Annotated in this window: 26 protein-coding genes and 1 pseudogene; 25 read left to right on the top strand and 2 right to left on the bottom strand. The window is 33.2% G+C overall.

The features are described from left to right. The first annotated feature begins 13 nt into the window (after nucleotides 1–13). The 9 genes and pseudogenes from HHU08_RS19665 to HHU08_RS19615 all read left to right on the top strand — a co-directional run bounded on the left by HHU08_RS19665 (nucleotide 14) and on the right by HHU08_RS19615 (nucleotide 11451). Complete coding sequence (locus HHU08_RS19665) at nucleotides 14–223, top strand: hypothetical protein (RefSeq protein ID WP_047945104.1); 210 nt, start codon at nucleotides 14–16, stop codon at nucleotides 221–223. A gap of 113 nt (nucleotides 224–336) precedes the next feature. Continuing rightward, the gene (locus HHU08_RS19660) at nucleotides 337–675 is read left to right on the top strand and encodes an ArsR/SmtB family transcription factor (RefSeq protein ID WP_047945087.1); all 339 of its coding nucleotides are present in this window, start codon (nucleotides 337–339) and stop codon (nucleotides 673–675) included. Nucleotides 676–842: 167 nt separating this feature from the next. After that, complete coding sequence (locus HHU08_RS19655) at nucleotides 843–1172, top strand: ArsR/SmtB family transcription factor (protein WP_171510383.1); 330 nt, start codon at nucleotides 843–845, stop codon at nucleotides 1170–1172. 15 nt (nucleotides 1173–1187) lie between these two features. Next, the gene (locus HHU08_RS19650; RefSeq protein WP_047945085.1) at nucleotides 1188–2486 is read left to right on the top strand and encodes an arsenic transporter; all 1299 of its coding nucleotides are present in this window, start codon (nucleotides 1188–1190) and stop codon (nucleotides 2484–2486) included. A gap of 60 nt (nucleotides 2487–2546) precedes the next feature. After that, a complete protein-coding gene (locus HHU08_RS19645; RefSeq protein ID WP_163187427.1) occupies nucleotides 2547–4190 on the top strand; it encodes an FAD-dependent oxidoreductase in 1644 nt (547 codons plus the stop codon). 407 nt (nucleotides 4191–4597) lie between these two features. Beyond that, nucleotides 4598–5419, top strand: a complete 822-nt coding sequence (locus HHU08_RS19640; protein ID WP_047945083.1) for an alpha/beta fold hydrolase — start codon at nucleotides 4598–4600, stop codon at nucleotides 5417–5419. A 59-nt stretch (nucleotides 5420–5478) separates the two neighbouring features. Next, nucleotides 5479–7629, top strand: a complete 2151-nt coding sequence (locus tag HHU08_RS19635) for an NACHT domain-containing protein (RefSeq protein ID WP_169189097.1) — start codon at nucleotides 5479–5481, stop codon at nucleotides 7627–7629. A 1083-nt stretch (nucleotides 7630–8712) separates the two neighbouring features. Then, nucleotides 8713–9267 (top strand): annotated as a pseudogene (locus tag HHU08_RS19620) (transposase); the annotation flags it as partial. 216 nt (nucleotides 9268–9483) lie between these two features. Further along, entirely contained in the window at nucleotides 9484–11451 is a 1968-nt protein-coding gene (locus tag HHU08_RS19615; RefSeq protein WP_169189096.1) for an FAD-dependent oxidoreductase, read from the top strand. Between the two features lie 200 nt (nucleotides 11452–11651). Here HHU08_RS19615 and HHU08_RS19610 read toward each other — a convergent pair whose 3' ends face one another. Next, the gene (locus tag HHU08_RS19610) at nucleotides 11652–11828 is read right to left on the bottom strand and encodes a hypothetical protein (RefSeq protein ID WP_016203420.1); all 177 of its coding nucleotides are present in this window, start codon (nucleotides 11826–11828) and stop codon (nucleotides 11652–11654) included. A gap of 292 nt (nucleotides 11829–12120) precedes the next feature. Here HHU08_RS19610 and HHU08_RS19605 point away from each other — a divergent pair, with 292 nt between their 5' ends. The 14 genes from HHU08_RS19605 (at nucleotide 12121) to zupT (ending at nucleotide 21108) form a co-directional block, all read left to right on the top strand. Next, the gene (locus HHU08_RS19605) at nucleotides 12121–12471 is read left to right on the top strand and encodes a rhodanese-like domain-containing protein (RefSeq protein WP_016203419.1); all 351 of its coding nucleotides are present in this window, start codon (nucleotides 12121–12123) and stop codon (nucleotides 12469–12471) included. Nucleotides 12472–12520: 49 nt separating this feature from the next. Further along, nucleotides 12521–12784, top strand: a complete 264-nt coding sequence (locus HHU08_RS19600; protein ID WP_016203418.1) for a metal-sensitive transcriptional regulator — start codon at nucleotides 12521–12523, stop codon at nucleotides 12782–12784. Nucleotides 12785–12870: 86 nt separating this feature from the next. Next, a complete protein-coding gene (locus tag HHU08_RS19595) occupies nucleotides 12871–13098 on the top strand; it encodes a sulfurtransferase TusA family protein (RefSeq protein WP_016203417.1) in 228 nt (75 codons plus the stop codon). 64 nt (nucleotides 13099–13162) lie between these two features. Continuing rightward, nucleotides 13163–13642 (top strand): DsrE/DsrF/DrsH-like family protein, encoded by a 480-nt coding sequence (locus tag HHU08_RS19590; protein ID WP_016203416.1) that lies wholly within the window; start codon nucleotides 13163–13165, stop codon nucleotides 13640–13642. Between the two features lie 42 nt (nucleotides 13643–13684). Next, nucleotides 13685–14050, top strand: a complete 366-nt coding sequence (locus HHU08_RS19585) for a rhodanese-like domain-containing protein (RefSeq protein WP_016203415.1) — start codon at nucleotides 13685–13687, stop codon at nucleotides 14048–14050. 12 nt (nucleotides 14051–14062) lie between these two features. Beyond that, nucleotides 14063–14359: a rhodanese-like domain-containing protein gene (locus HHU08_RS19580; protein WP_101729305.1), complete on the top strand. Its 297-nt coding sequence runs from the start codon at nucleotides 14063–14065 to the stop codon at nucleotides 14357–14359. 53 nt (nucleotides 14360–14412) lie between these two features. Beyond that, entirely contained in the window at nucleotides 14413–14988 is a 576-nt protein-coding gene (locus tag HHU08_RS19575) for a sulfurtransferase TusA family protein (RefSeq protein WP_016203412.1), read from the top strand. Nucleotides 14989–15098: 110 nt separating this feature from the next. Further along, nucleotides 15099–15476 (top strand): DsrE/DsrF/DrsH-like family protein, encoded by a 378-nt coding sequence (locus HHU08_RS19570; protein WP_016203411.1) that lies wholly within the window; start codon nucleotides 15099–15101, stop codon nucleotides 15474–15476. Nucleotide 15477: 1 nt separating this feature from the next. Continuing rightward, nucleotides 15478–16605: an MBL fold metallo-hydrolase gene (locus tag HHU08_RS19565; protein ID WP_101729303.1), complete on the top strand. Its 1128-nt coding sequence runs from the start codon at nucleotides 15478–15480 to the stop codon at nucleotides 16603–16605. Nucleotides 16606–16631: 26 nt separating this feature from the next. Further along, nucleotides 16632–16859, top strand: a complete 228-nt coding sequence (locus HHU08_RS19560; RefSeq protein ID WP_031534664.1) for a sulfurtransferase TusA family protein — start codon at nucleotides 16632–16634, stop codon at nucleotides 16857–16859. A gap of 53 nt (nucleotides 16860–16912) precedes the next feature. Then, nucleotides 16913–17689 carry a sulfite exporter TauE/SafE family protein gene (locus HHU08_RS19555; protein WP_169189095.1) on the top strand — a complete coding sequence of 259 codons (777 nt, stop codon included), beginning with the start codon at nucleotides 16913–16915 and terminating at the stop codon, nucleotides 17687–17689. Nucleotides 17690–17997: 308 nt separating this feature from the next. After that, entirely contained in the window at nucleotides 17998–19515 is a 1518-nt protein-coding gene (locus HHU08_RS19550; RefSeq protein ID WP_016203406.1) for a flavocytochrome c, read from the top strand. A gap of 197 nt (nucleotides 19516–19712) precedes the next feature. Next, nucleotides 19713–19934: a hypothetical protein gene (locus HHU08_RS19545; protein WP_101729301.1), complete on the top strand. Its 222-nt coding sequence runs from the start codon at nucleotides 19713–19715 to the stop codon at nucleotides 19932–19934. A gap of 364 nt (nucleotides 19935–20298) precedes the next feature. Then, complete coding sequence (zupT, locus tag HHU08_RS19540; protein WP_101729300.1) at nucleotides 20299–21108, top strand: zinc transporter ZupT; 810 nt, start codon at nucleotides 20299–20301, stop codon at nucleotides 21106–21108. Nucleotides 21109–21406: 298 nt separating this feature from the next. Here zupT and HHU08_RS19535 read toward each other — a convergent pair whose 3' ends face one another. Next, entirely contained in the window at nucleotides 21407–21628 is a 222-nt protein-coding gene (locus HHU08_RS19535; protein ID WP_016203403.1) for a hypothetical protein, read from the bottom strand. Between the two features lie 175 nt (nucleotides 21629–21803). Here HHU08_RS19535 and HHU08_RS19530 point away from each other — a divergent pair, with 175 nt between their 5' ends. Both HHU08_RS19530 and HHU08_RS19525 read left to right on the top strand, forming a co-directional pair. Then, complete coding sequence (locus tag HHU08_RS19530; RefSeq protein ID WP_016203402.1) at nucleotides 21804–22010, top strand: DUF1657 domain-containing protein; 207 nt, start codon at nucleotides 21804–21806, stop codon at nucleotides 22008–22010. Nucleotides 22011–22099: 89 nt separating this feature from the next. Then, on the top strand, nucleotides 22100–22306 hold the full coding sequence (locus HHU08_RS19525) for a DUF1657 domain-containing protein (RefSeq protein WP_016203401.1): 207 nt from the start codon (nucleotides 22100–22102) through the stop codon (nucleotides 22304–22306). The last annotated feature ends 11 nt before the right edge of the window (nucleotides 22307–22317 follow it).

Here is a 22317-nt window from a genome sequence, read left to right as displayed (position 1 = left end):
GTGAGGGAGATATATGGTTATAAATAAAGGTGGCAATCTAAGTAAAGATTATTTTAAAGCTTACATGAAATTAATCATGAATAGTTTGGAAGTTTCCATTGAATTAGCAAGAGAAAAGGCTTTTGCAAGATTATTTAGCAATAAAGAAAATACACTTGGATCTATATCCTATAATAATTTCATTCGAGCTTATTGCGAATTAGAGAAGGAAATAGCTCATTAATTAAATATACTATTGAAAAGAGAAAATAAGAGTTCAACTAACTCTTATTTTCTTGCATACTATGACTACTCCATTTAGTATAAAAGTAATTCAAATGGAACGGATGATTATACATGACTATTGAACAAATAGATACTACTGCGAATATTTTGAAACTACTAGGTGATAAGACAAGGTTATCCATAATGGGAATGCTAATGATAAATGACTGCTGTGTATGTGAATTTGTGGATGTGTTTCAAATGTCACAGCCAGCTATAAGTCAACATTTGAGAAAATTAAAAGATGCTGGTCTGGTTAAAGAGCAAAGAAAAGGCAAATGGGTTATCTATTCTCTAGACCAAGGAAATCAATATTTCCCTATGATTAAAAACATTTTAAATTACATTCCAAATCAAAATGAAAAATTTATTTGGCTTGAGGAAAACGGAATGCGTATTTCTTGTGAATAAATAAAATAATAAGGGTTAATGTCGTTGACATTAACTTTTTTTATAATTAACATATAAGCATATAATTATATACGCAAATGAGTTCTTCATTAATATCTTTGGTTTGTTACATGAGTACCATTTTTTTTTGAAGATACTAAGGGAGGTAAATAAATCTGGCAACTGTAATGGATTTAAAGGATACTGCAAATGTATTAAAGCTTTTAGGAGATAAAACAAGATTATCTATGGTAAGCATGTTGGATGAACAGGAATGTTGTGTCTGTGAATTTGTTGAAATTTTTAATATGTCACAACCTTCTATTAGCCAGCATTTACGGAAGATGCGAGATCTTGGAATTGTTAAAGAACAAAGAAAAGGTCAATGGGTGGTTTATTCTTTAAACACATCAAGTGAATACTATGCATTAGTAAAAGAGTTATTAAAACATGTACCAAGTCAGAGAGAAAAATTTCAATGGCTGGAGGAAAAGGGTTTAAGAATTATATGTAATTAATGGAGGTTAACAGCTTTGTTACAAACTATATTAGCAATAATTATCTTTTTAGTAACACTGACATTAGTTATCTGGCAACCGAAAAATCTTTCGATTGGTTGGTCAGCATGTGGCGGGGCAATATTAGCTCTTCTTGTTGGTGTAGTTGATTTCTATGATGTCATTGACGTAACTGGAATTGTTTGGAATGCAACACTTGCATTTGTCGCAATCATTATTATTTCTTTAATCTTAGATGAAATAGGATTTTTTGAATGGGCAGCTTTACATATGGCAAGAGTTGCTGGTGGTAATGGACTCAAGATGTTTGTTTACGTTGCTATTTTAGGTGCTATTGTTGCAGCGTTTTTTGCAAACGATGGGGCAGCACTAATTTTAACACCAATCGTTTTAGCGATGGTTAGAGCTTTAAAGTTAGACGAGAAAATGGTTTTTCCGTTTATCATTGCAAGTGGTTTTATAGCAGACACTACATCATTACCTTTAGTTGTTAGTAATTTGGTCAACATTGTTTCTGCTGATTTCTTTGATATCGGATTTGTAGAATATGCATCCAGAATGATTGTGCCAAATATTTTTTCTTTAATAGCAAGTATCCTGGTGTTGTACTTATATTTCCGTAAAAGAATTCCAAAGGTTTATGATTTAAATCAATTAAAAGTACCACAAGAAGCAATAAAAGATTTAAAGATGTTTCGTTTATCTTGGATGATTTTAGCTGTTTTACTTATTGGCTATTTCGTGAGTGAATTCCTGTCTATTCCAGTCTCAATCATAGCAGGTGTAATTGCGATTATTTTCCTTGTATTTGCAAGAAGAAGCGCTGCTGTATCTATTAAGAAAGTAGTAAAGGGTGCTCCGTGGGCAATTGTATTCTTCTCTATTGGAATGTATGTCGTAATTTATGGATTGCGTAATGTAGGTTTAACAGACCTGCTATCTAGTGTTATTCAAGCAGCTGCAGACCAAGGATTGTTTGTTGCAACCATGGGAATGGGATTCATTGCAGCAATCATATCGTCCATAATGAATAATATGCCAACTGTACTTATTGATGCATTAGCAATTGCAGATACAAATGCTACAGGAGTAATAAAAGAAGGGTTAATTTATGCCAATGTTATTGGATCTGATTTAGGTCCTAAGATTACACCAATTGGTTCATTAGCAACGTTGTTATGGCTCCATGTTTTATCTCAAAAAGGTGTAAAAATATCATGGGGAACTTATTTTAAAACAGGTATTGTCTTAACTATTCCAACCCTTTTGATAACTCTAATCGGCTTATATCTGTGGCTTTCCATTCTTTCATAAATGAACGGGAATTGTTAATTATACAGAGTAATATTGATACTAATTTTGGAGGATATAAATATGAAAGTACTAATTATAGGATCTGTAGCAGCAGGAACATCTGTAGCAGCAAAGGCACGTAGGAACGATGAAAATGCGGAAATCACTCTATATAATGCAGACTATGACATTTCTTATTCCATATGCGGTATTCCTTATTTTCTAGGTGGAGAAGTAGAAAATCTGGAAACATTAACTCCAAGAAGTGCTGCTTGGTTTAAAAAGCGATATAACGTAGATATTTTTACTCGTCATGAAGTAACTACAATTGATGCCGAGCAGAAGAAAGTTCAAGTGAAGAACTTAGATACAAATGAAATAAAAGAAGACTCTTATGATGTATTGGTTTTTGCAACAGGGGCTTCTCCAATTAAACCTGATATTGATGGAGTAGATGGAGAGCATGTTTTCCAAGTTCGTACGATACAAAATACAGCAGCTATTGATCAATATATGAAAGCAAACCAACCAAAGAAAGCAACCATCATAGGAGCTGGCTATATTGGATTAGAAATGGCAGAACAGCTTACTCATAGAGGTTTAGAGGTAACAATCGTACAACGTAGTAATCATGTAATGGCACATATGGATAAAGATATCGCTTCACGAGTGGAAGAACACTTAGTTAAAAAAGGAGTCAATCTCATCTTAAATGATGAGGTAACTGCGATAAGCAAGAAGGAAGTACAAACTAAATCAGGAAAAGCTATTGAAACGGATATTGTTATATTAGCTACGGGTGTTCGTCCAAATACACAATTGGCTAAGGAAATCGGTGTTGAAATTGGTAGTACTGGAGCTATTGCAGTTAACTCCAAAATGCAGACTAACCTTCCTGATGTTTATGCTGTTGGTGATGTTGCTGAAAGCTACTCCGTTATTACAGGAAAACCTATCTATCGTCCATTAGGAAGTACAGCTAATAAAATGGGAAGAATAGCTGGAGATGTAATAACGGGAGGTTCTTTAGAACACCGAGGTATTTTAGGTACTGGTATCTTAAGAGTATTTGATTTGGCTGTTGGTCAAACAGGTATGAATGAGGTGGAAGCTTTAGAAGAAGGATATGATATTGAAATACTTCATAATATTAAGCCAGCTAGAGCAGAGTACCTCGGAGGAAAAGAATTAGTTATTAAAGCAATTGCAGATAGAGAATCTGGCAGAGTATTAGGTGTCCAAATAGTAGGAGAAGAAGGTGTGGATAAACGAATTGATGTATTTGTAACGGCAATGACGTTTAAAGCAAAAGCAGAAGATTTATTCCATCTTGATCTTGCCTATGCACCTCCATTCAGTACAACAAAAGATCCAGTAATGTACACTGGAATGGCTCTGCAAAATGCTATCGAAAAGAAAAATAAGTTGATGACACCAAAGGAACTAACGGAGAGAATAAAAAAAGGAGAAGCTCTTCAAGTAATTGATACCAGAGCACCAAAACAACATAATGTATCAAAAGTGGAGAGTGCGATAAATATACCACTAGGTGAATTGCGTGTGAAAAGTAGAGAGCTTGATCGTAACTTACCAACCGTAACTTACTGTAATGGTGGAGTCACTGGGAATGCTGCACAAAATGTTTTGCGTAACTTAGGGTTTAATGATATATATAATCTTTCTGGTGGAAATAAGAATTACCAAAATTATATGAAGAATAAATAAAAATTAACATTTAGATCTCGGGTGTAGAGTACTTGGGGTCTTTTTTGCAAAAGTGTTATATATCCAATACTAAGTTAAGAAGAAGAGCTTGTAAAAAAATGTACTTAAACAAATGGGTGCTTCCCTTGAATAAATGGAACTTCTCTTCCTTTTGTCGCTATGGGAGCAGAATAATTATACAAGGTGATTATTATGATTTTTTCGTTCCAGATAGAAATTGATATAATGAACTCTAATCAAACTTACAATCTTGTTTCAAAAGATAAAGAGATGGTGAAAGTTAGTAATTTTGAAAGATAGCGAAGTTTCAATGTATTTCGCTTATTGTAATGAATGATGAAGCATATCTTGGTATAATTGACTATGAGTGTTAACATTTTGTTATATGGATAAATGAGGGATTTGAATTGGCGTTAAATTTATTGTTACATAAAAAAAATGATATAAAAAATGATAATTTAATCGTACTGATACATGGACTTGGTGCATCTGATAATACATGGAAACAGGATGGTATTTCATGGATAGATCTATTTTTAACTGATGATACATTTAAAAATGTAGATGTAGCGGAAATAACTTATGATACATTCCATTTAGCAAACGGATTATTGGCTCTAATGGGAATTAAAAAACTTAAACTAGGTAAATTTAAAAGTTTTTCTGTTGGAAAAGGTCCTTTTACTACTATTGAAACTTTGGCTAGGGAATTAAAAAGAGAAATTGACTCTAAAAAAATTAAGCAATATAAAAATGTATTATTAATCGGTCATAGTATGGGTGGATTAGTAGCTATAAGATATATTCTCGAGGAACTTGAACATAATCAAACTCATAATGTAAAAGGTATGATTAGTTTAGCTACACCATATAATGGTTCTTCATTTGCTTTATATAATCAATTAATAAAAAGTATAAACAAGCATGCTCAAATTCCATCTTTAGAGCCTAATAGCAGTTTTTTAGATGAAACGATAAGATTATGGCAAAAGCATTTAGAAACAATTAATTTAGATTTTAAATTTTTCTTTGGAACAGAGGATACTATTGTGCCAGAAAACAGCGCCATTCCACATATTGTCAGATCGAAATGGACAGGAGGAATTCCTCTTCCAGGAGATCATAGTGGGATCTTGAAAGTAGAAAATCATAGTTCTATAAGTTACAGACATGTTAGTGAAGCAGTAAATGAGATTTTTGAAAGAGATATTGTATTAAAAAAAAAATAATAGATGAGCAAAGAAAGCTAACTTTAGCAAAATCTATTTCACGACTTAAGGCAAATGGTTTGGATAAAGAACAAGCTTTATATTTTTTAGAGAATAAACACTATAATTTTGAATATTTAAAGCCAACTGACGAAAAACGATTAGTAGTAATAGAAGGTGAGTTTGGACTAGGTAAATCTTTTGCTATTGATAAGATTTATTTAGATTTGTTATTAAGAGCAGAGAATGAATTTGATTTTCCTATTCCGATATGTATAAATGCAGCACAATTAGACATTGACGTTCAAAAGTATCTAGAAAAAATAGTTCTTGATAAATCAAAAAGATACTGGATTATAGTAGATGGAATGGATGAAGTATCAGTATCAATCGCATCAAATATATTAGAAAATATGCGTATAGCTATTGAAAGATGGGATAATCTCTGCATAATCCTTACAAGCAGACCATTAAGTATTTTTGCTAATATCTCTGAAAAGATAAGAATGAAAGGTTTGAATGAAGATGAAGCATTAGAGATAGTAAATTTTATCAACAATCAGCAAAAACTTTATCATTTTTACAATCTACCTAAAGACATAGAAGTAGTAATTCAACGTCCTCTTTTCGCGATTTTACTTGGATTATATTTAAGAAAAACAAATAATATAATCCCAAATACCAGTGGCGAACTACTAGCATACTTAATAGAAAACGCCTTTAAAAATGTAGAAATAAATGAATCAAATACAAATCAGTTACTAATGAATTTAGCTATGATAAGTACTAGCAGTGGAAATGTTCCTGTTAAAAAGACTGAAATAGGTGACATTGTCGAAGTTAGGAGTCTCTTAAACAGTGGTTTGATTATTGAAGAAAATGGTTACATATCATTTGTTCTTCCGATATTGAATCAATGGTTTGCTGCTAAGTCGTTATCCGAAAATATGATAAATATTAATCACATAATTGAAAAGGGTACTTTAGATTACTGGAAATATCCTCTTATTATTCTAATTACCATATTTAAGGAGGATACTATTGACAATATTCTTCGCGAAATTGTAGAAAAGGTACCAGGTTTTGCTTCAGTACTAATAGAGGAAAGTATAAAAAAATGGGGAATTCATAATGATATAACCTCTTTATCAACACAAGAATGTGGAGAAAAAATTAGAATGACCATGAGTTCTTGGATAAAATCTTTAGGCATCTTAGCTGATATTATTGCACCAGTGGATATGAATCGAACTATCCTACCTATTGGAATAATGAAAGATGACGAATGGTTATATATATCTTGGTATAGGGGAAGAAAAAAACTGCCTGAAATCAATATCCTAGATGGAAATAAGATTGAATATGACTGGCTAAGTTATAAAGGAGCTAGACCAGGTGATAGATCAAGTTGGTATTGGAGATGGACATTCGAGGAATTAAGGGGTAAATTAACAAAAATAATTAAAAATAAGGCATTGCCCATCTGTACAGAGATAATTTATAAAGAATTAATGTGGAGCACTTCCTTAAAAATAGTCAGGAAAGGCTCTTTATACACCAAAAGTATCAGTATAAATGAAATAAAATCTAGAATTGAAAAAGAATATCAGAATATTTCAGATATAAATGTAAATAAAAAACGAGTTCCAATGTCATTGTATAAGGATTACATTGCAAATTTAGAGATTAAAGGTATTAATGTTGTAGAATGTCCGATACCTGGGGAGGATATTGAAAATCCTAAAGACGATTGGGTATGGAGTGCCTACTCCGATGAACAGCTATATATAAGAACTGTAAAAATTTATAAAGAAGTGATTATTGGATATAAAGAGATTGTTGAAACATTCTTCCCATTATTAAAAAATAGGTTAAGGAAGTTTGTACTTTATCCTTTTACTCTAAAAGGAGATTTACAAGCACCTAAAGAAACAGATGGATTCTCTGCGGGTCCGGGATTAAATTGGCACTTAGAACCTTTGCCGTCAGATTATAAAGATTTTATTTTAGATATCCAATTTACAAAAGAAGATTCAGATGATTTTCATCTTGATGATAATATTATCTATGAAATTGGTAAAAAAATTAAAGAATATCGTCGAGATGATTGTATGTGGTTAAGTGTGACTCGTACTGGTCAAGTATTAGATATATTCGAGGATACACCAATAACTGACATTATTTATAAATGGCTAGAGCAAGACTTGAAATCAATAAATTGGGTTGATTAGTATTATATAGAGAGTTAATTAAAATCCTAAAATTTACACCCAAATTTAAAGTTACACATTTTGATTATTTTATCATTTGTGTAGCTTTTTTGAATTATTTTTGCCCCAAAAGTTGCTCTTCCTCCTGCATAGCCACCTTTATATTCTTTGTAGTTCTGTAGCTAATATATTATTTCTAATAGAAAACAAAATATTTTTTCCGATTAAATATGAAAAAATAATTAGTGTTTATCTATTAAAATGACCGTTCCTGATAATTATGAAGAAAACAATAAAAAAATAGGCGCTTTAGCAAGATTGCATTCCGAAAGATTATGAAAAATAACAAAAAATGTGTGGTTTTCATAATTACCCGGAATGATTTGTCATAACAATTCGAATATAATTGAGTTAGTTGCATTAAAAAAAAGTTCTAGATTTGCAAAAATGTTCTTTACTGATTTAAAGAAAATACAAATAACTAAATATCTAAAGGAAAATAAATTATATAAAAAACAGAAAACCTCTGCTCATAGATGACGTAGAGGTTTTTTTATAGTTTTTTTTCTGAAAAATAAGAAGAGAGAGAATGATTTCATGTTTCTTATCCATACAAGGATGAAGTAATGTACAGCGTAATTTCAAGTAATTTATCAATATATTGATAAAGTGTTTGGTGTTTTATGGATGATTGATATTAAAGAAAAATTACAGGAGTAAGGACGAGAGTTTGAATCTTACTATAAAGTTTTAGAGGTTTGTAACCTACATAAAGCACATAGGGTGTTAAAGGAGAATTTGTTAATTGGAATTTCCTATCATGTAAAATGATTGGTTATACTGACCGGGGAAAAACTAAAATTGGCATGTCTAGGCCAACAGCTTTAGCTAATTTAGTAAATAATGAAGAAATCAAGAAACTTGCACAAGATAGTGAGACGGTTTCATTGGCTGTATTAATAAAAGAATATAAAACTTAAAGTTGAAGTAGTTAAGTTATAAAGTCTCCTTAATCCTTGAAACTCTGTATGGGTGATTCAAGACTTGATTCCATGTAATAAGATCAGGTTCTTTTTAGTTCCGCACACTGAGTTTAAATTTTTTAAACGCTTTCAACTTCCAACGCTACGTTATCAAACAATGGATGCAGGTTATGATTATGAACCAATATATGAACAAATTCATCGAATGGATCACCAATCGGTTATTGCTTATAACAAGCGTAACGAGCCTGAGCCAATAGGGTTTGATATACATTTCGCACCTACTTGTTTCCGAGAACATTCGTACCGATATGATAGTTTTGATATCAAGTATGAAACACTTAAATATACACGTCCAAAGGAATGTAAAAACTGTCCGCTCGCCGATGAAGATAGTTGTCAAAAGATATATAAAGTGAAAATCACTACAGATCTACGGAAATATACAGCACCAGCTCGTGGTTCAAAAGCTTGGAAAACCATCTTTAAACGCCGAACTGCCGTGGAAAGAGTGAATGCGTATCTAAAATTATACTTTCAATTAGACAATGTTCGCTACCGGACAGGAAAACGTGCTAAAGTTCACTTTGATCTAGTGACCTTAGTTTATAATGCTTCAAAATTAACTGTTGATCGACTGAACACAGCTTTGAACAATCAAAAACAAGCAGCATAATTTTTAAAAATCGATGAAGCGAAATTCTGCAAAACTGTGTTTCTTTAAAATAAGGGATTATGAAATTGATTCAAATGTGAAGATATTGTGAAAGAAATCCAAATAATCTTCACAAAAGGAATTTATATTCTATAATACCCATATAGGTATAAACCTAATGGGGTATATTTAAAAATATTGATGCGAATGAAATAATAAATAGTTGGAGGGAATAACATGTCACAGAAATTCATTATCGTAGGTGGAGTTGCAGGTGGAGCCACAGCTGCAGCAAGATTAAGAAGAATAAGTGAAGATGTAGAAATTGTTCTTGTAGAAAGGGGAGAGTATATTTCATTTGCTAATTGCGGACTTCCTTATTATATTGGGGAAACAATCAAAGACAGAAGCAAATTATTAGTCCAAACTGTTAAAGGGATGTCAGATCGATTCAATTTGGACATTCGGAATTTAAGTGAAGTATTATGCGTTGATCCTAAAAATAAAAAAGTTACCATTAAGAATTTACAATCTGGGAAAGAGTATAAGGAATCCTATGACAAGTTATTATTATCACCAGGGGCTAAACCAATCATTCCACCAATTCCAGGATTAAGTGAAAATGAGGTATTATTTACATTAAGAAATATTCCAGATACAGATAAAATAAAAAAATATATTGATACCAATCATCCTAAAAAGGCGATTGTAATTGGCGGAGGATTTATTGGAATTGAAATGGCTGAAAACTTGTTAGAAAGAGGAGTAGAAGTAACGATTATTGAAATGACAAAGCAAATTATGGCACCAATTGATTTAGAAATGGCTAGTATTTTACACGGAAACATAAAAGAAAAAGGTGTGAATCTAATATTAGAAAACGGGGTCCAAGCATTTGCTAATAAGGGAAAGAAAGTTATTCTCTCTGATGGAACAGAAATAGAAACCGATATGACCATTCTTTCTATAGGTGTTAAATCGGAAAATGAATTAGCTAAAGTAGCAGGACTTGAATTAGGCGAGCGTGGAGGAATTGTTGTAAATGAATACCTTCAGACTTCTAATGAAGATATTTATGCTGTCGGGGATGCAGTTGAGGTGGTAGATTATATTAGCGGGAAAAAAGCTATGATTCCACTTGCAGGGCCGGCTAACAGACAAGGCAGAATTGCGGCAAATAACATGATGGGGAAAAAGGAGAAGTATCATGGCACATTGGGAACTTCCATTGCTAAAGTATTTGATTTAACGGTTGCGGCAACTGGCAATAATGAAAAGACGCTGAAACGCTTAGGAGTTTCATATGAAGTTGTTCATATTCATCCAAGTTCTCATGCAGGGTATTACCCAGAAGCAGTACCAATTGCTTTAAAATTAATCTTTGATAAAGAAACTGGAAAAATACTTGGTGCACAAGCTATAGGAGCAGATGGAGTTGATAAACGGATTGACGTAATCGCAACAGCAATAAAAGGTGGATTAAAGGTGAATGATTTGACCAATTTAGAATTATCTTATGCTCCTCCATATTCTTCAGCAAAAGATCCTGTTAATATGGCTGGCTATGTAGCTTCTAACATAATTGAAGGTGAATTAGAAATGGTTCAGTGGCATGAAATCGATGAGATTGTTAAAGATGGAGGGTTATTGATTGATGTGCGCGAGCCAATGGAAAGGGAATTTGGATATATTAAAGGTTCCTTGAATATTCCGTTAGATGAAATAAGGAACAGATTAGATAGTCTTCCAAAAGAGCAAACAATATATGTCAGTTGTCAAGTTGGATTAAGGGGATATCTGGCAAGCAGGATATTAAAGAATAGTGGATACATTGTTAAAAATGTTGATGGAGGTTTTAAAACGTATTCCTCTGTATTTAGAAGCGTTATAAACAAAACGATTGAAACGAAAACAAATCAAATTGGGGAATCAGATACAGAACATATTGATGAAATACAGGTGAATGCTGTTGTTGATGTTACTGGTTTATCTTGCCCAATGCCGATTGTAAAACTAAAAAAGGCGATTGAGCAGTTGGATAGCGGTCAAATATTAGAAATCCATGTGACAGATAAAGGTGCATTAAATGATCTGCCTGCATGGTCAAAAAATGCCGGACATACCCTTTTAAAAACAAAACAAGAGGAAAAAGTGATTAAATTTTGGATTGAAAAAAATGAAGAAAAATTAAAGGGAAGCATTTAACTTCTGTTTAATCAAAAATACTTTTAAAAGCATGCCTCTTGGAGTCATACTTTTTATCTTTCGTAAAATAATCTGTCAAAGTTAACAGTACGGCATTAGGGAATATAATTAATAACTAATGTTTTTGTATACTCATTCTTTGTTGGAGGATATAGTCTTAGTTCCCATAAAATTTATGATTCCTGTCATTTTAATATTTTTTAAGAAACATGATTGCTTTCAACATACGTTTCAAGAGCTGGATGATATTCTTTTTGATAATGATTATCAGGACAAGACTTTTTTACTATTGAATTCATAAAAGCTGTTTTATCCGTTACTAACGTTTTCTTACATTCAGGGCACTTTTCGCTAAATAAAGTTTTAAATAAACTCATAATGGCACCTCCACAATAACCTTAAAATCATATTGTAATACTTGGTATTATAAATGAGTAATTAAAAAAACTCAATGGATTGAAATCCAAAAGTTAAAATAATAGGAGGTAATAACAGCAATTATACTTATTCGATATTATCAAGGTTTTCAAATGCTTGTGCTCTTGAGTAAGAAGATGTCCAGTGATTAAGTAATAAAAACAAAAAGGAGTGTTGACAAAATACCTATTGGGGTATAATATAGATTTTGTCAGTTATTCCTGCCTCTTTAATTTAGGAGGAAAGATTCATATGACTATTGCTATTTTAAGTTTTATCATTATTGGTTACTTTATCTTTAGAAGGAATATCCCAATAATTGGGGTTCCACAAATAAATAAAAAAGATATTGAATTAAGTATGTTGAATGTTGTAGATATAAGAGATTATAATGTTTCTTATAAAAGCCCTATACAAGGTGCGATTAACATTCCAGTTTCTTATATAAATAGGCATTACACAGATATATCAAAAAGCGATCTGATTGTAGTAGCTTCGAATCGCTTGGAAAAGAATGTAGGAATTCGTTTATTAAGCCAAAAAGGTTTCAAGATAGTTGGATATATCCTTTTTGATGAGTATGAAATGGGAGAACATAGGTAACGATAGGAGACAAGTTAAAAAGTAATTATTTGTTAAGGAGGATAATCATATGGAGTACAATGAGCAAATGAAAAATAGAGTAAAACGTATTGAAGGCCAACTTAGAGGAATTTTAAGGATGATGGAAGAAAACAAAGACTGTAAGGATGTTATAACTCAGCTATCTGCAACACGTGCTGCTATTGATCGGACAATTGGTGTTGTGGTTAGTTCTAATTTAGTAGAGTGTGTGCGCAATGCAGAAGAAAGTGGAGAAAAAAACACAGAAGATTTAGTAAAAGAAGCTGTAAATCTGCTTGTGAAAAGTAGATAAAAATAAAAGGGTTGACACCCACTTTTATTTTTATTACTATTATACCCATATGGGTAAATGTAAATGATGAAAGGAGAGTTAATAGAATGAATATAGATAAATTGTTAGATACAAAAGGATTAGCATGTCCAATGCCAATTGTAAAAACAAAGAAGGCAATAAACGAATTAACTGCTGGTCAAGTATTAGAAATCCATACTACTGATAAAGGTGCAAAGAACGATCTCACTGCTTGGGCAAAATCGGGTGGACATAAGCTACTAAAATATGAAGAAGCGAATGATGTATTAAAGTTTTGGATTAAAAAAGGTTAAAATTTTTTTGTTTATAAATATACCCATACAGGTAAGGGTGACTGATACATGAGGAGGAACTACAATGACAGAAAAGAAAAAAACAACGATTGTATTATTTAGTGGCGATTATGATAAAGCGATGGCAGCTTATATCATTGCGAACGGGGCAGCAGCGTATGATCATGAAGTAACCATTTTTCACACATTTTGGGGACTAAATGCCTTGCGAAAAGATGCAGATATTCAAGTGAAAAAAGGCTTCATGGAAAAAATATTTGGTAGAATGATGCCAAAAGGTGCAGATAAAATGGGGCTGTCAAAAATGAACTTTGCTGGTTTTGGTCCTAAAATGATTAAAAATGTGATTAAAAAACACAATGCAATGCCACTTCCAGATTTAATCGAAATGGCAAGAGAACAAGATATAAAGCTTGTTGCCTGTACGATGACAATGGATTTATTAGGACTTCAAAAAGAAGAACTGTTGGATAATATTGAATATGCAGGTGTTGCTGCTTATTTGGGTGATGCAGAAGATGGAAATGTAAACCTATTTATCTAAATCAGTAGGGGATTCTTCCCTGCATAAAAGGGAGAGATAATCTTGGAATATCTAAACTATATAATAATTGGGCTACTGTTAATTTTTATTATTAGACGATTCATTCCTACAAAAGGTGTAAGACAGATTACAGCATTAGAGCTACGGGATGAGTTAAAGGATAAAAATAAACAATTTATTGATGTCCGTACTCCTGGGGAATATAGAGTAAACAATATTAAAGGATTTAAAAATCTTCCACTTCAACAAATTATGCAAAAAGCGGAGAAAGAACTCTCAAAAGATAAAGAAGTAATTGTTATTTGCCAAAGTGGAATGAGAAGTCAAAACGCAATTAAAATGTTAAAAAAATTAGGATATACTAAAGTGACCAATGTAAAAGGCGGAATGAGCGGCTGGAGATCATAAGGAGGCAAAAGTATGAAACAATTAACTGCAAAAGAAGTAGAGAAACTTTTAAGAGAAGGTAAAGCGTTAAATATTATTGATGTTCGAGAAGTTGATGAAGTTGCAACTGGTAAGATCCAAGGAGCCATTCATATCCCACTAGGGCTAGTAGAATTCCGTATGCATGAATTAGATAAATCTAAAGAATATATCATGGTTTGCCGTTCTGGTGCAAGAAGTGGTCAAGCAAGTCAATTTCTAGAAGATCATGGATTTAAAGTAATAAATATGACTGGTGGAATGCTTGCATGGGAAGGCGAGACGAAGTAAATATTTTCGGTTAATCAAATACCCAATGGGGTAAAACGGGAGGTTTTAATAAGATGGAATCATTAAAAACAGATTTTTTATTAGATGCAAAAGGGTTAGCTTGCCCCATGCCAATCGTAAGAACAAAAAAAGCAATGAATGATTTACAAGCTGGTCAGGTCTTAGAAGTTCAAGCAACAGATAAGGGCTCAAAAGCTGATATTCAAGCATGGGCTAATAGTGCTGGTCATCATTATCTTGGCACAATTGAAGAAGACAATATATTAAAACATTATTTAAGAAAATCATCTAATGATGCTTCAATTGAAAGAAAACATCCCAATGTAACTAGCAATGAAGCACTTGAAAAGAAGCTAGAAACGAATGAAAACATCGTGGTTCTTGATGTAAGGGAAGAAGCTGAATATGCATTTAATCATATACCTAATGCGGTTTCGATTCCGTTAGGAGAATTAGAATTGCGTTTAAACGAATTAAAAGCAGATGATGAAATCTATGTGGTATGTCGCACAGGTAACCGTAGTGATCTTGCTGCTCAAAAGTTAGCTGAAAAGGGTTTTGATAATGTGATTAATGTGGTTCCAGGCATGAGTGCTTGGACAGGGAAATCGGATTCTTTAATCAAATAGAGAGATTAATATGGACGAAGTAACAGTATATACTAATTCATGTTGTCCATAGTGTGTTCTGTTAAAAACTTTTTTGGCAGAACACACTGTTCCTTTCCTAAAGGTGAAAGTTGAAACAACAAACAGCAGCAACAGATATTGAAGTGGCCATTTTCTTTACTTTTGAAGGGGGGAACTTAATTTATAAAAATGAATACAAACAGCTACCAATGCCTCAATGTAAAGAACATTTCGCGCAAGGGTTTGCTAATGCAAATGTACCAACTATTTTCGAATTAGTTGCAATGGCCCAAGAAATGGGTGTTAAATTCATTGGTTGCCAAATGACAATGAATGTTATGGGATTAGAAAAAGATGCTTTTGTTGATGGAATGGAAGTAGGAGGAGCAGTAACCTCTTTAGAATTTGCTAAAGATGCAGACGCAACACTAACTTTTAAGAGGGTTTATTATTTTTTTAACCAAAAATATACCATAGGGGGTAAATGATATGACTGTTAAAGTTATGCAGACAAAAGAAGTAACTAAAAAAATATTTAACAAAGAAGAATTATTTATTCTAGATGTTCGTAACGAAAGTGATTTTAAGGATTGGAAAATTGAAGGGGAAAACTTTGATTATTTAAATATCCCGTATTTTGAATTACTTGATGGAGTGGAAGAAATTTTAGAAAAACTGCCTGCTACAAAAGAAATATTAGTTGTTTGTGCTAAAGAGGGTTCTTCTGTAATGGTGGCAGAGATGCTTTCAGAACAAGGTTTAACTGTTTCTTATTTGCAAGGTGGTATGAAGGCATGGAGTGAACATTTAGAGCCTGTAAAGATTGGGAATTTAACGGAAGGTGGAGAATTACACCAATTTGTTCGCATCGGAAAAGGTTGTCTATCCTATATGGTGATTTCTAACGGAGAAGCTGCAATTATAGACGCCACTCGTATGACAGATATTTTTCTAGACTTTGCGAATGAAATGGGAGTAAAAATCACACATGTTTTTGATACTCATCTTCATGCAGATCATATTTCAGGAGGAAGAGTCATCGCTGAAAAAACAGGTGCAACATACTGGTTACCTCCAAAAGATGCGACGGAGGTAACTTTTGAATACAACGCTCTAGAAGGCGGCGAAGTAGTGACAATCGGAAAAACAGAAATTGATATTCATGCGCTGTACTCTCCAGGTCACACAATCGGTTCTACATCATTTGTTGTGGATGGGAAATTCCTTCTGTCAGGTGACATCTTATTTATTGATTCAATTGGAAGACCCGATTTAGCAGGAATGGCAGAAGATTGGGTAGCAGATTTACGTGAAAGCCTCTACTCTCGTTACAGAGAACTTTCAGAAGAACTAATTGTACTTCCAGCTCACTTTATGATTATTGATGAACTGAATGAAGACGGTAGTGTATCAGAAAGATTAGGTACATTGTTTGAGAAAAATCATGGTTTAAATATGGAAGACGAAAATGAGTTTAGAAGACTTGTAACAGAGAACCTACCACCACAACCAAACGCTTATCAAGAAATTCGTGAAACAAATATGGGGAAAATTAGTCCAGACTTAGATAAACAACGTGAGATGGAAATAGGGCCAAACCGTTGTGCAGTCCGATAATTTATAAATAGGAGGAAAATATGATAATGGAATCAACTAAAGTATTAGATGCAAAAGGGTTAGCTTGCCCCATGCCGATTGTAAAGACAAAAAAAACAATGGGAGAGATGGAATCAGGTCAGGTATTAGAAGTTCATACAACTGATAAAGGGGCTAAAAATGATTTAACTGCTTGGGCTAAATCAGGAGGGCATGAATTATTACAACACGAAGATGAAAACGGAGTGTTGAAATTTTGGATTAAAAAAGGTTGAACTATAAGGGGACCAATTAAGGTTCCTTTTTTTTCTAAAGAGGGGGGATCTATATGGATATTAATTTCATCATCACTATTTTCACAATTGGCTTTATTGGTTCCTTTCTTTCTGGAATGTTAGGAATAGGAGGAGCCATTATAAATTATCCAATGTTATTATATATTCCAGTAATTTTAGGGGTGGGTCATTTTACATCACATGAAGTTTCAGTAATTACAGCCATCCAAGTGTTCTTTGCGACGCTTGGTGGTGTTTGGGCTTATCGTAGTGGCGGATATTTAAATAAAACATTAATTGTTAATATGGGAATTAGCGTTTTAATTGGGAGTTTTATTGGGGGAATGAGTTCCACTCACATGTCGGATAGTGGAATTAATATCGTATATGGCATTTTAGCTATTATTGCTGTTATTTTAATGTTTGTACCTAAAAAAGAAATCGATGCTAACCGTTTAGATCAAGTCAAGTTTAATAAATGGCTAGCTGCTTCATTTGCCTTTATCGTAGGTGTAGGATCAGGTATTGTAGGAGCAGGAGGAGCATTCTTATTAGTTCCTATCATGCTTGTCCTATTAAAAATACCAACAAGAATGACCATTGCATCATCCTTAGCCATTACGCTTATTTCATCAATAGGAACTGTCTCAGGAAAAATCTCAACAGGCCATGTACCTATATTGCCTTCTCTTATTTTGGTTGTTGCCAGTCTGATTGCTTCACCTATAGGAGCTAACGTTGGAAAAAAGGTCAATACAAGGGTCTTACAAGGAATAATGGGAATTTTAATTTTAGCGACAGCAGTGAAGACTTGGATGGAAATATTATAAATATTTATTGATTAAATAAGTCTCAATCATAGCATTAAGACAGGAGATATTAAATCGTCTAAAATAGTGTGGATAAAATTACTTTAGATAGCAATATGTATTTAATCTAGTTAAAATAACTCAAGCTGTCGATAACCTTTTCAAAAAAGAAAATCGACAGCTTTTTTGATTCCTACCTTTTCTAGAATTAAAAGGAATTTTTAATTTTTTGTGAACTTATGCACAAACTATAATTATGATGCTATACTTTGGTAGAGGAATGCATCAGAGCAATTATCAGATTATGTAATTTTAATGGAGGAAAAAAGATGAAAAAGAAATTAACAGCTGCTTTTATTTTTGCTTTTTCGCTAGTGCTTGTTCTTGCTGGCTGTGGAAATGATAAAGCGAGTAACACGTCAAAACAAGAAAAAGAAGAAAAGGAAGCTGAAGCTGTATCAGGAGCATCTCAAACGAGCTACACACCGTATGAAGAACTTAAAGATAGTTATGATATTATTATTGTTGGAGCTGGTGGAGCTGGAATGACAGCTGCATTGGAGGCAAAGGAAAAAGGATTAAACCCAGTTATTTTTGAAAAAATGCCGGTTGCGGGAGGAAATACAACAAAAGCCTCTTCCGGAATGAATGCTTCTGAAACTAAGTTTCAAAAAGAACAAGGTATAGAGGATAATAATGATAATTTTTATGAAGAGACATTAAAAGGTGGACATGAAACAAATGATAAAGAAATGTTACGTTTCTTTGTTGATAACTCTGCAAGTGCGATTGAATGGTTAGATTCAATTGGTATTCGTTTGAATAATTTAACTATTACAGGTGGAATGAGCGAAAAACGTACCCACCGTCCTGAAGATGGCTCAGCGGTAGGACAGTACATAGTAGATGGGCTATTGAAAAATGTGCAAGAAAAAGGCATTCCCCTATTCGTTAATGCAGAAGTGAAGGAAATAACGGAAAATGATGGAACTGTAAATGGAGTTAACGTTTTATTCAATCAAACCGATGAAAAAACAATTACTGCTAAAGCAGTCGTTGTCACTACTGGTGGATTCGGTTCTAATATGGAAATGATCAAAGAAGTAAGAAGTGATTTAGGAGACTATGTAACAACAAACCAAGCTGGTAGCACTGGTGATGGAATTAAAATGATCGAAAAATTAGGCGGGACAACAGTTGATTTAGATCAAATTCAGGTCCATCCAACTGTGCAACAAGATGAATCTTACTTAATTGGTGAAGCTGTTCGTGGCGAAGGAGCAATAATGGTTTCTGCAGATGGAAAAAGATTTTCCAATGAATTAGATACACGTGATAAAGTTACTGCAGCAATCAATGAGCTTCCAGAAAAATCTGCATATTTAGTGTTTGATGCTGGTGTGAAATCTCGTGCGAAAGCTATTGAACAATATGAAAAAATGGGCTTTGTATTAGAAGGGGAAACAATCGAAGCTCTTGCTGAAAAGATGAATGTTTCTGCTGAAGAGTTAAAAACAACGCTAGAAACATGGAATAGTGCTGTTAACAGTAAAGACGATAAAGCTTTTGGAAGAACAACAGGAATAGAAAATGATTTATCTACTGCACCTTTCTATGCAATAAAAATTGCTCCAGGCATCCATTATACGATGGGAGGAGTAAAAATTAATACAAATACAGAGGTGCTTAATAAAGAGGGAGAACCAATCCCAGGATTATTTGCCGCAGGAGAAGTAACGGGTGGTCTGCACGGTGAAAATAGAATCGGCGGAAATTCAGTTGCTGAAATTATTATCTTTGGTCGTCAAGCTGGTGTGAAATCCGTTGATTATGTAAATGCACAATAAGTATTATAAATTCAAGTAAAAGTTTAGCTCTGCTGGACTGTACTATAGGGGATGTAAAAGGTTCAAATCGCTTTTGATTTGAACCTTTTATTGTGCAATTATTGATTATGAAGTGAATGTTCGACTGTATGGATCATTTGCGGACATTGGACAATCTCTTTCTTTCATACGCTAAATGCAAAGGGGCGATGGAAGAAATGAATGATAACAGAAAAGAAGTAATTATTGTAATTATAGAACTTTCGCAAATGAAAAGATTTTTTATGATGGATATGGGGATTGGTACCTTGTCATATTATTTAGTTAAAATGATTAATGGGAATATCATTATTGATTTAATTGGAAGTACTATTATTACAGAAGGAGTAAAAAGAGTGTATAAAGGGATGAATAATAAAGGAAAAAAAACAATCAAATAAATTTCAAGATATAGATTTCGAAAATACATAAAAGAGAGGAAAGAAATTTACTTTTTTACGTATAATTTAAATAAGTTATCTTAATGGTTCCATCAATGGGGGGACTTTCATTCCCTACTCATGGTTAGTCGAACTATAGTAGATATCCCATCTATCTTTCTCGATTTTTCATAAGCTTACGGATGAGTCTTACTATCCGTTAAGAGTGGGATAAATACAATTTACACATAATATGTATATATGGATTGACGAATATTTGGATTTTGGTTAAAATTTTTCCTAAGAGAAACATTTTTAAATCAAGATATAATTTTTATATAAATGAAAAAACGTAGAAACTACAGAAAGATTAAGGGGGATTTAAATGCCCGAAAATTTATTGATTGCCTTTGGTTTAACCTTATTAGCAGGTCTTGCTACGGGAATAGGAAGTATGCTTGCTTTTTTTACTTCAACGACGAATACGAAATTTCTTTCATGGATGCTTGGATTTTCTGCCGGAGTCATGATTTATGTATCAATGATTGAGATATTTGTAAAAGCAAAAGATGCGCTAGTCGGATCATTGGGGCAACAAACCGGTAATTGGCTTACCGTTGCAGGATTCTTTGGAGGAATCTTGCTAATTGCTTTAATTGATAAATTTGTACCAGAGCAAGGAAACCCACATGAGTTAAAGAAAGTAGAAGAAATTAATAAATCAAATGTGAAACAGACAGACCATTCTTTATTAAAAATGGGAAGTTTTACAGCACTAGCTATTGCTATTCATAACTTTCCAGAAGGAATTGCAACCTTTACTGCAGCTTTACAAGATCCAGGGCTAGGTGTAGCAATTACAGTCGCAATAGCAATACATAATATTCCAGAAGGAATCGCAGTAGCAGTGCCCGTATATTTTGCCACAGGTGATCGAAAAAAGGCATTTAAGCTTTCCTTTTTATCAGGATTAGCAGAACCAGTTGGCGCATTAGTTGCTTTCCTCATCTTAATGCCATTTCTAAATGATGTTATGTTCGGTCTAATATTTGCAGCAGTTGCAGGAATCATGGTATTTATTTCTTTAGACGAATTATTACCAGCTGCTAAGAAATACGACGAAGGACACCTCTCGATATACGGTCTAATAGCTGGAATGGCAGTCATGGCAGTAAGCTTGTTGTTGTTCATATAACATTGTTGAAATAGGCTGTTTTCTAAAGGATTGTTGTTTTTTCAATAGGGAAAAAGAATTAGTTGGAAAAATGGAGCAGCCGGAATACACGAAGACGCCACGAGGATTAGCGAGACAGTCTGAGACCCCGGAAGCGAAGCTGAGGAGGCTTAAGCTTAGCCCCACGGAAAGCGAAGTGTATTCCGGCTGCGGGTAATCGCAACAAACTTTACGAAAACAGCAGGTCTCATTAAATGAACAAACAAAAGCTTCCAAGTTTTTACGACTTTGGAAGCTTTTTATTTTACAATAAAAATCATCATTCCCTCTTTTCCAATAAATTATTTTCTTTTTCCATTTTCACCACTTCTAATTTTAATTTATCCGTTTCTATTAAAAAGTTTTCATGTTTTAATCTTTCAAGCTCCAATTGATCCTTTAACATAGCATGGTTAAGTTTTGCCTTTTTTTCCAAATGATCAGTTATGATACCGGCTAGGGGAATGGAGAATACAGCTAAAACAATAATGATAGTAATCATTTTTTTAACTCCCTTATTTTTGTTTTACTAATCATACGACAATAGCCTTCAAAAGTTACAAAATTAGCTAAAGATATTTTCTCTCTCGAATTGGAAACATTTTAACGGAATAACAAAGGAATTAAATGAAATCATATAAGAGTAACAAAAAAATTTAAGGATGGTGGCAGCTGACATGACTGTAATTACAAATGTAAAACAAACAATCGCTGGGCTAAAAAGTGCACAAGCAAGTTTAGAAACCTTTGCTTTATCCACAGATAACCAATCGGCAAAGCAGGTATATCAGACTGCTGCGCAACAAACACAACAAATTATTGATTCCTTAAATCCACGTTTACAAGAAATCGAGCAAGAAGAACCACAATATGCTCAACAATAATTCATGCTAGCAAAAAATCGAGAAGCCGTTTTCGAGGAGAATTGACTTCCCTTCTAATTCAACGGCTTCTCTTTTATTGGAGGGAAGGTATGACGGTTGCATCAAATGTAAAACAGACTTTAGCGAGTTTAAAAGGAATTGAGTCACAGCTATCTGCTTTTGCTTTGAATTCCATGGAAGAAGAGGCCCAAAAGGCTTTTCATGACGCAATGGTATTAGTTGGAGAGATTAAAAACGATATTCAATTAAGGGTGTATCAATTAGAGCGAGAAGAAAAGGAATATAGTTCTTCATAATAACGGGATGG

Source organism: Niallia alba, from assembly GCF_012933555.1.
Classification (GTDB): Bacteria; Bacillota; Bacilli; order Bacillales; family Cytobacillaceae; genus Niallia; species Niallia alba.
This window is presented reverse-complemented; position numbering and strand designations above follow the sequence as displayed.

What these genes read in the sequence shown, in the direction of transcription:
- HHU08_RS19655 (WP_171510383.1), top strand. Translation starts at nt 843, where the DNA reads ATGGATTTAAAGGATACTGCAAATGTATTAAAGCTTTTAGGAGATAAA.
- HHU08_RS19560 (WP_031534664.1), top strand. Translation starts at nt 16,632, where the DNA reads ATGGAATCAACTAAAGTATTAGATGCAAAAGGGTTAGCTTGCCCCATG.
- HHU08_RS19580 (WP_101729305.1), top strand. Translation starts at nt 14,063, where the DNA reads ATGAAACAATTAACTGCAAAAGAAGTAGAGAAACTTTTAAGAGAAGGT.
- HHU08_RS19595 (WP_016203417.1), top strand. Translation starts at nt 12,871, where the DNA reads ATGAATATAGATAAATTGTTAGATACAAAAGGATTAGCATGTCCAATG.
- HHU08_RS19530 (WP_016203402.1), top strand. Translation starts at nt 21,804, where the DNA reads ATGACTGTAATTACAAATGTAAAACAAACAATCGCTGGGCTAAAAAGT.
- HHU08_RS19575 (WP_016203412.1), top strand. Translation starts at nt 14,413, where the DNA reads ATGGAATCATTAAAAACAGATTTTTTATTAGATGCAAAAGGGTTAGCT.
- HHU08_RS19565 (WP_101729303.1), top strand. Translation starts at nt 15,478, where the DNA reads ATGACTGTTAAAGTTATGCAGACAAAAGAAGTAACTAAAAAAATATTT.
- HHU08_RS19545 (WP_101729301.1), top strand. Translation starts at nt 19,713, where the DNA reads ATGAATGATAACAGAAAAGAAGTAATTATTGTAATTATAGAACTTTCG.
- HHU08_RS19660 (WP_047945087.1), top strand. Translation starts at nt 337, where the DNA reads ATGACTATTGAACAAATAGATACTACTGCGAATATTTTGAAACTACTA.
- HHU08_RS19600 (WP_016203418.1), top strand. Translation starts at nt 12,521, where the DNA reads ATGGAGTACAATGAGCAAATGAAAAATAGAGTAAAACGTATTGAAGGC.
- HHU08_RS19610 (WP_016203420.1), bottom strand. Translation starts at nt 11,828, where the DNA reads ATGAGTTTATTTAAAACTTTATTTAGCGAAAAGTGCCCTGAATGTAAG.
- HHU08_RS19645 (WP_163187427.1), top strand. Translation starts at nt 2,547, where the DNA reads ATGAAAGTACTAATTATAGGATCTGTAGCAGCAGGAACATCTGTAGCA.
- HHU08_RS19590 (WP_016203416.1), top strand. Translation starts at nt 13,163, where the DNA reads ATGACAGAAAAGAAAAAAACAACGATTGTATTATTTAGTGGCGATTAT.
- HHU08_RS19665 (WP_047945104.1), top strand. Translation starts at nt 14, where the DNA reads ATGGTTATAAATAAAGGTGGCAATCTAAGTAAAGATTATTTTAAAGCT.
- HHU08_RS19605 (WP_016203419.1), top strand. Translation starts at nt 12,121, where the DNA reads ATGACTATTGCTATTTTAAGTTTTATCATTATTGGTTACTTTATCTTT.
- HHU08_RS19535 (WP_016203403.1), bottom strand. Translation starts at nt 21,628, where the DNA reads ATGATTACTATCATTATTGTTTTAGCTGTATTCTCCATTCCCCTAGCC.
- zupT (WP_101729300.1), top strand. Translation starts at nt 20,299, where the DNA reads ATGCCCGAAAATTTATTGATTGCCTTTGGTTTAACCTTATTAGCAGGT.
- HHU08_RS19615 (WP_169189096.1), top strand. Translation starts at nt 9,484, where the DNA reads ATGTCACAGAAATTCATTATCGTAGGTGGAGTTGCAGGTGGAGCCACA.
- HHU08_RS19555 (WP_169189095.1), top strand. Translation starts at nt 16,913, where the DNA reads ATGGATATTAATTTCATCATCACTATTTTCACAATTGGCTTTATTGGT.
- HHU08_RS19525 (WP_016203401.1), top strand. Translation starts at nt 22,100, where the DNA reads ATGACGGTTGCATCAAATGTAAAACAGACTTTAGCGAGTTTAAAAGGA.
- HHU08_RS19550 (WP_016203406.1), top strand. Translation starts at nt 17,998, where the DNA reads ATGAAAAAGAAATTAACAGCTGCTTTTATTTTTGCTTTTTCGCTAGTG.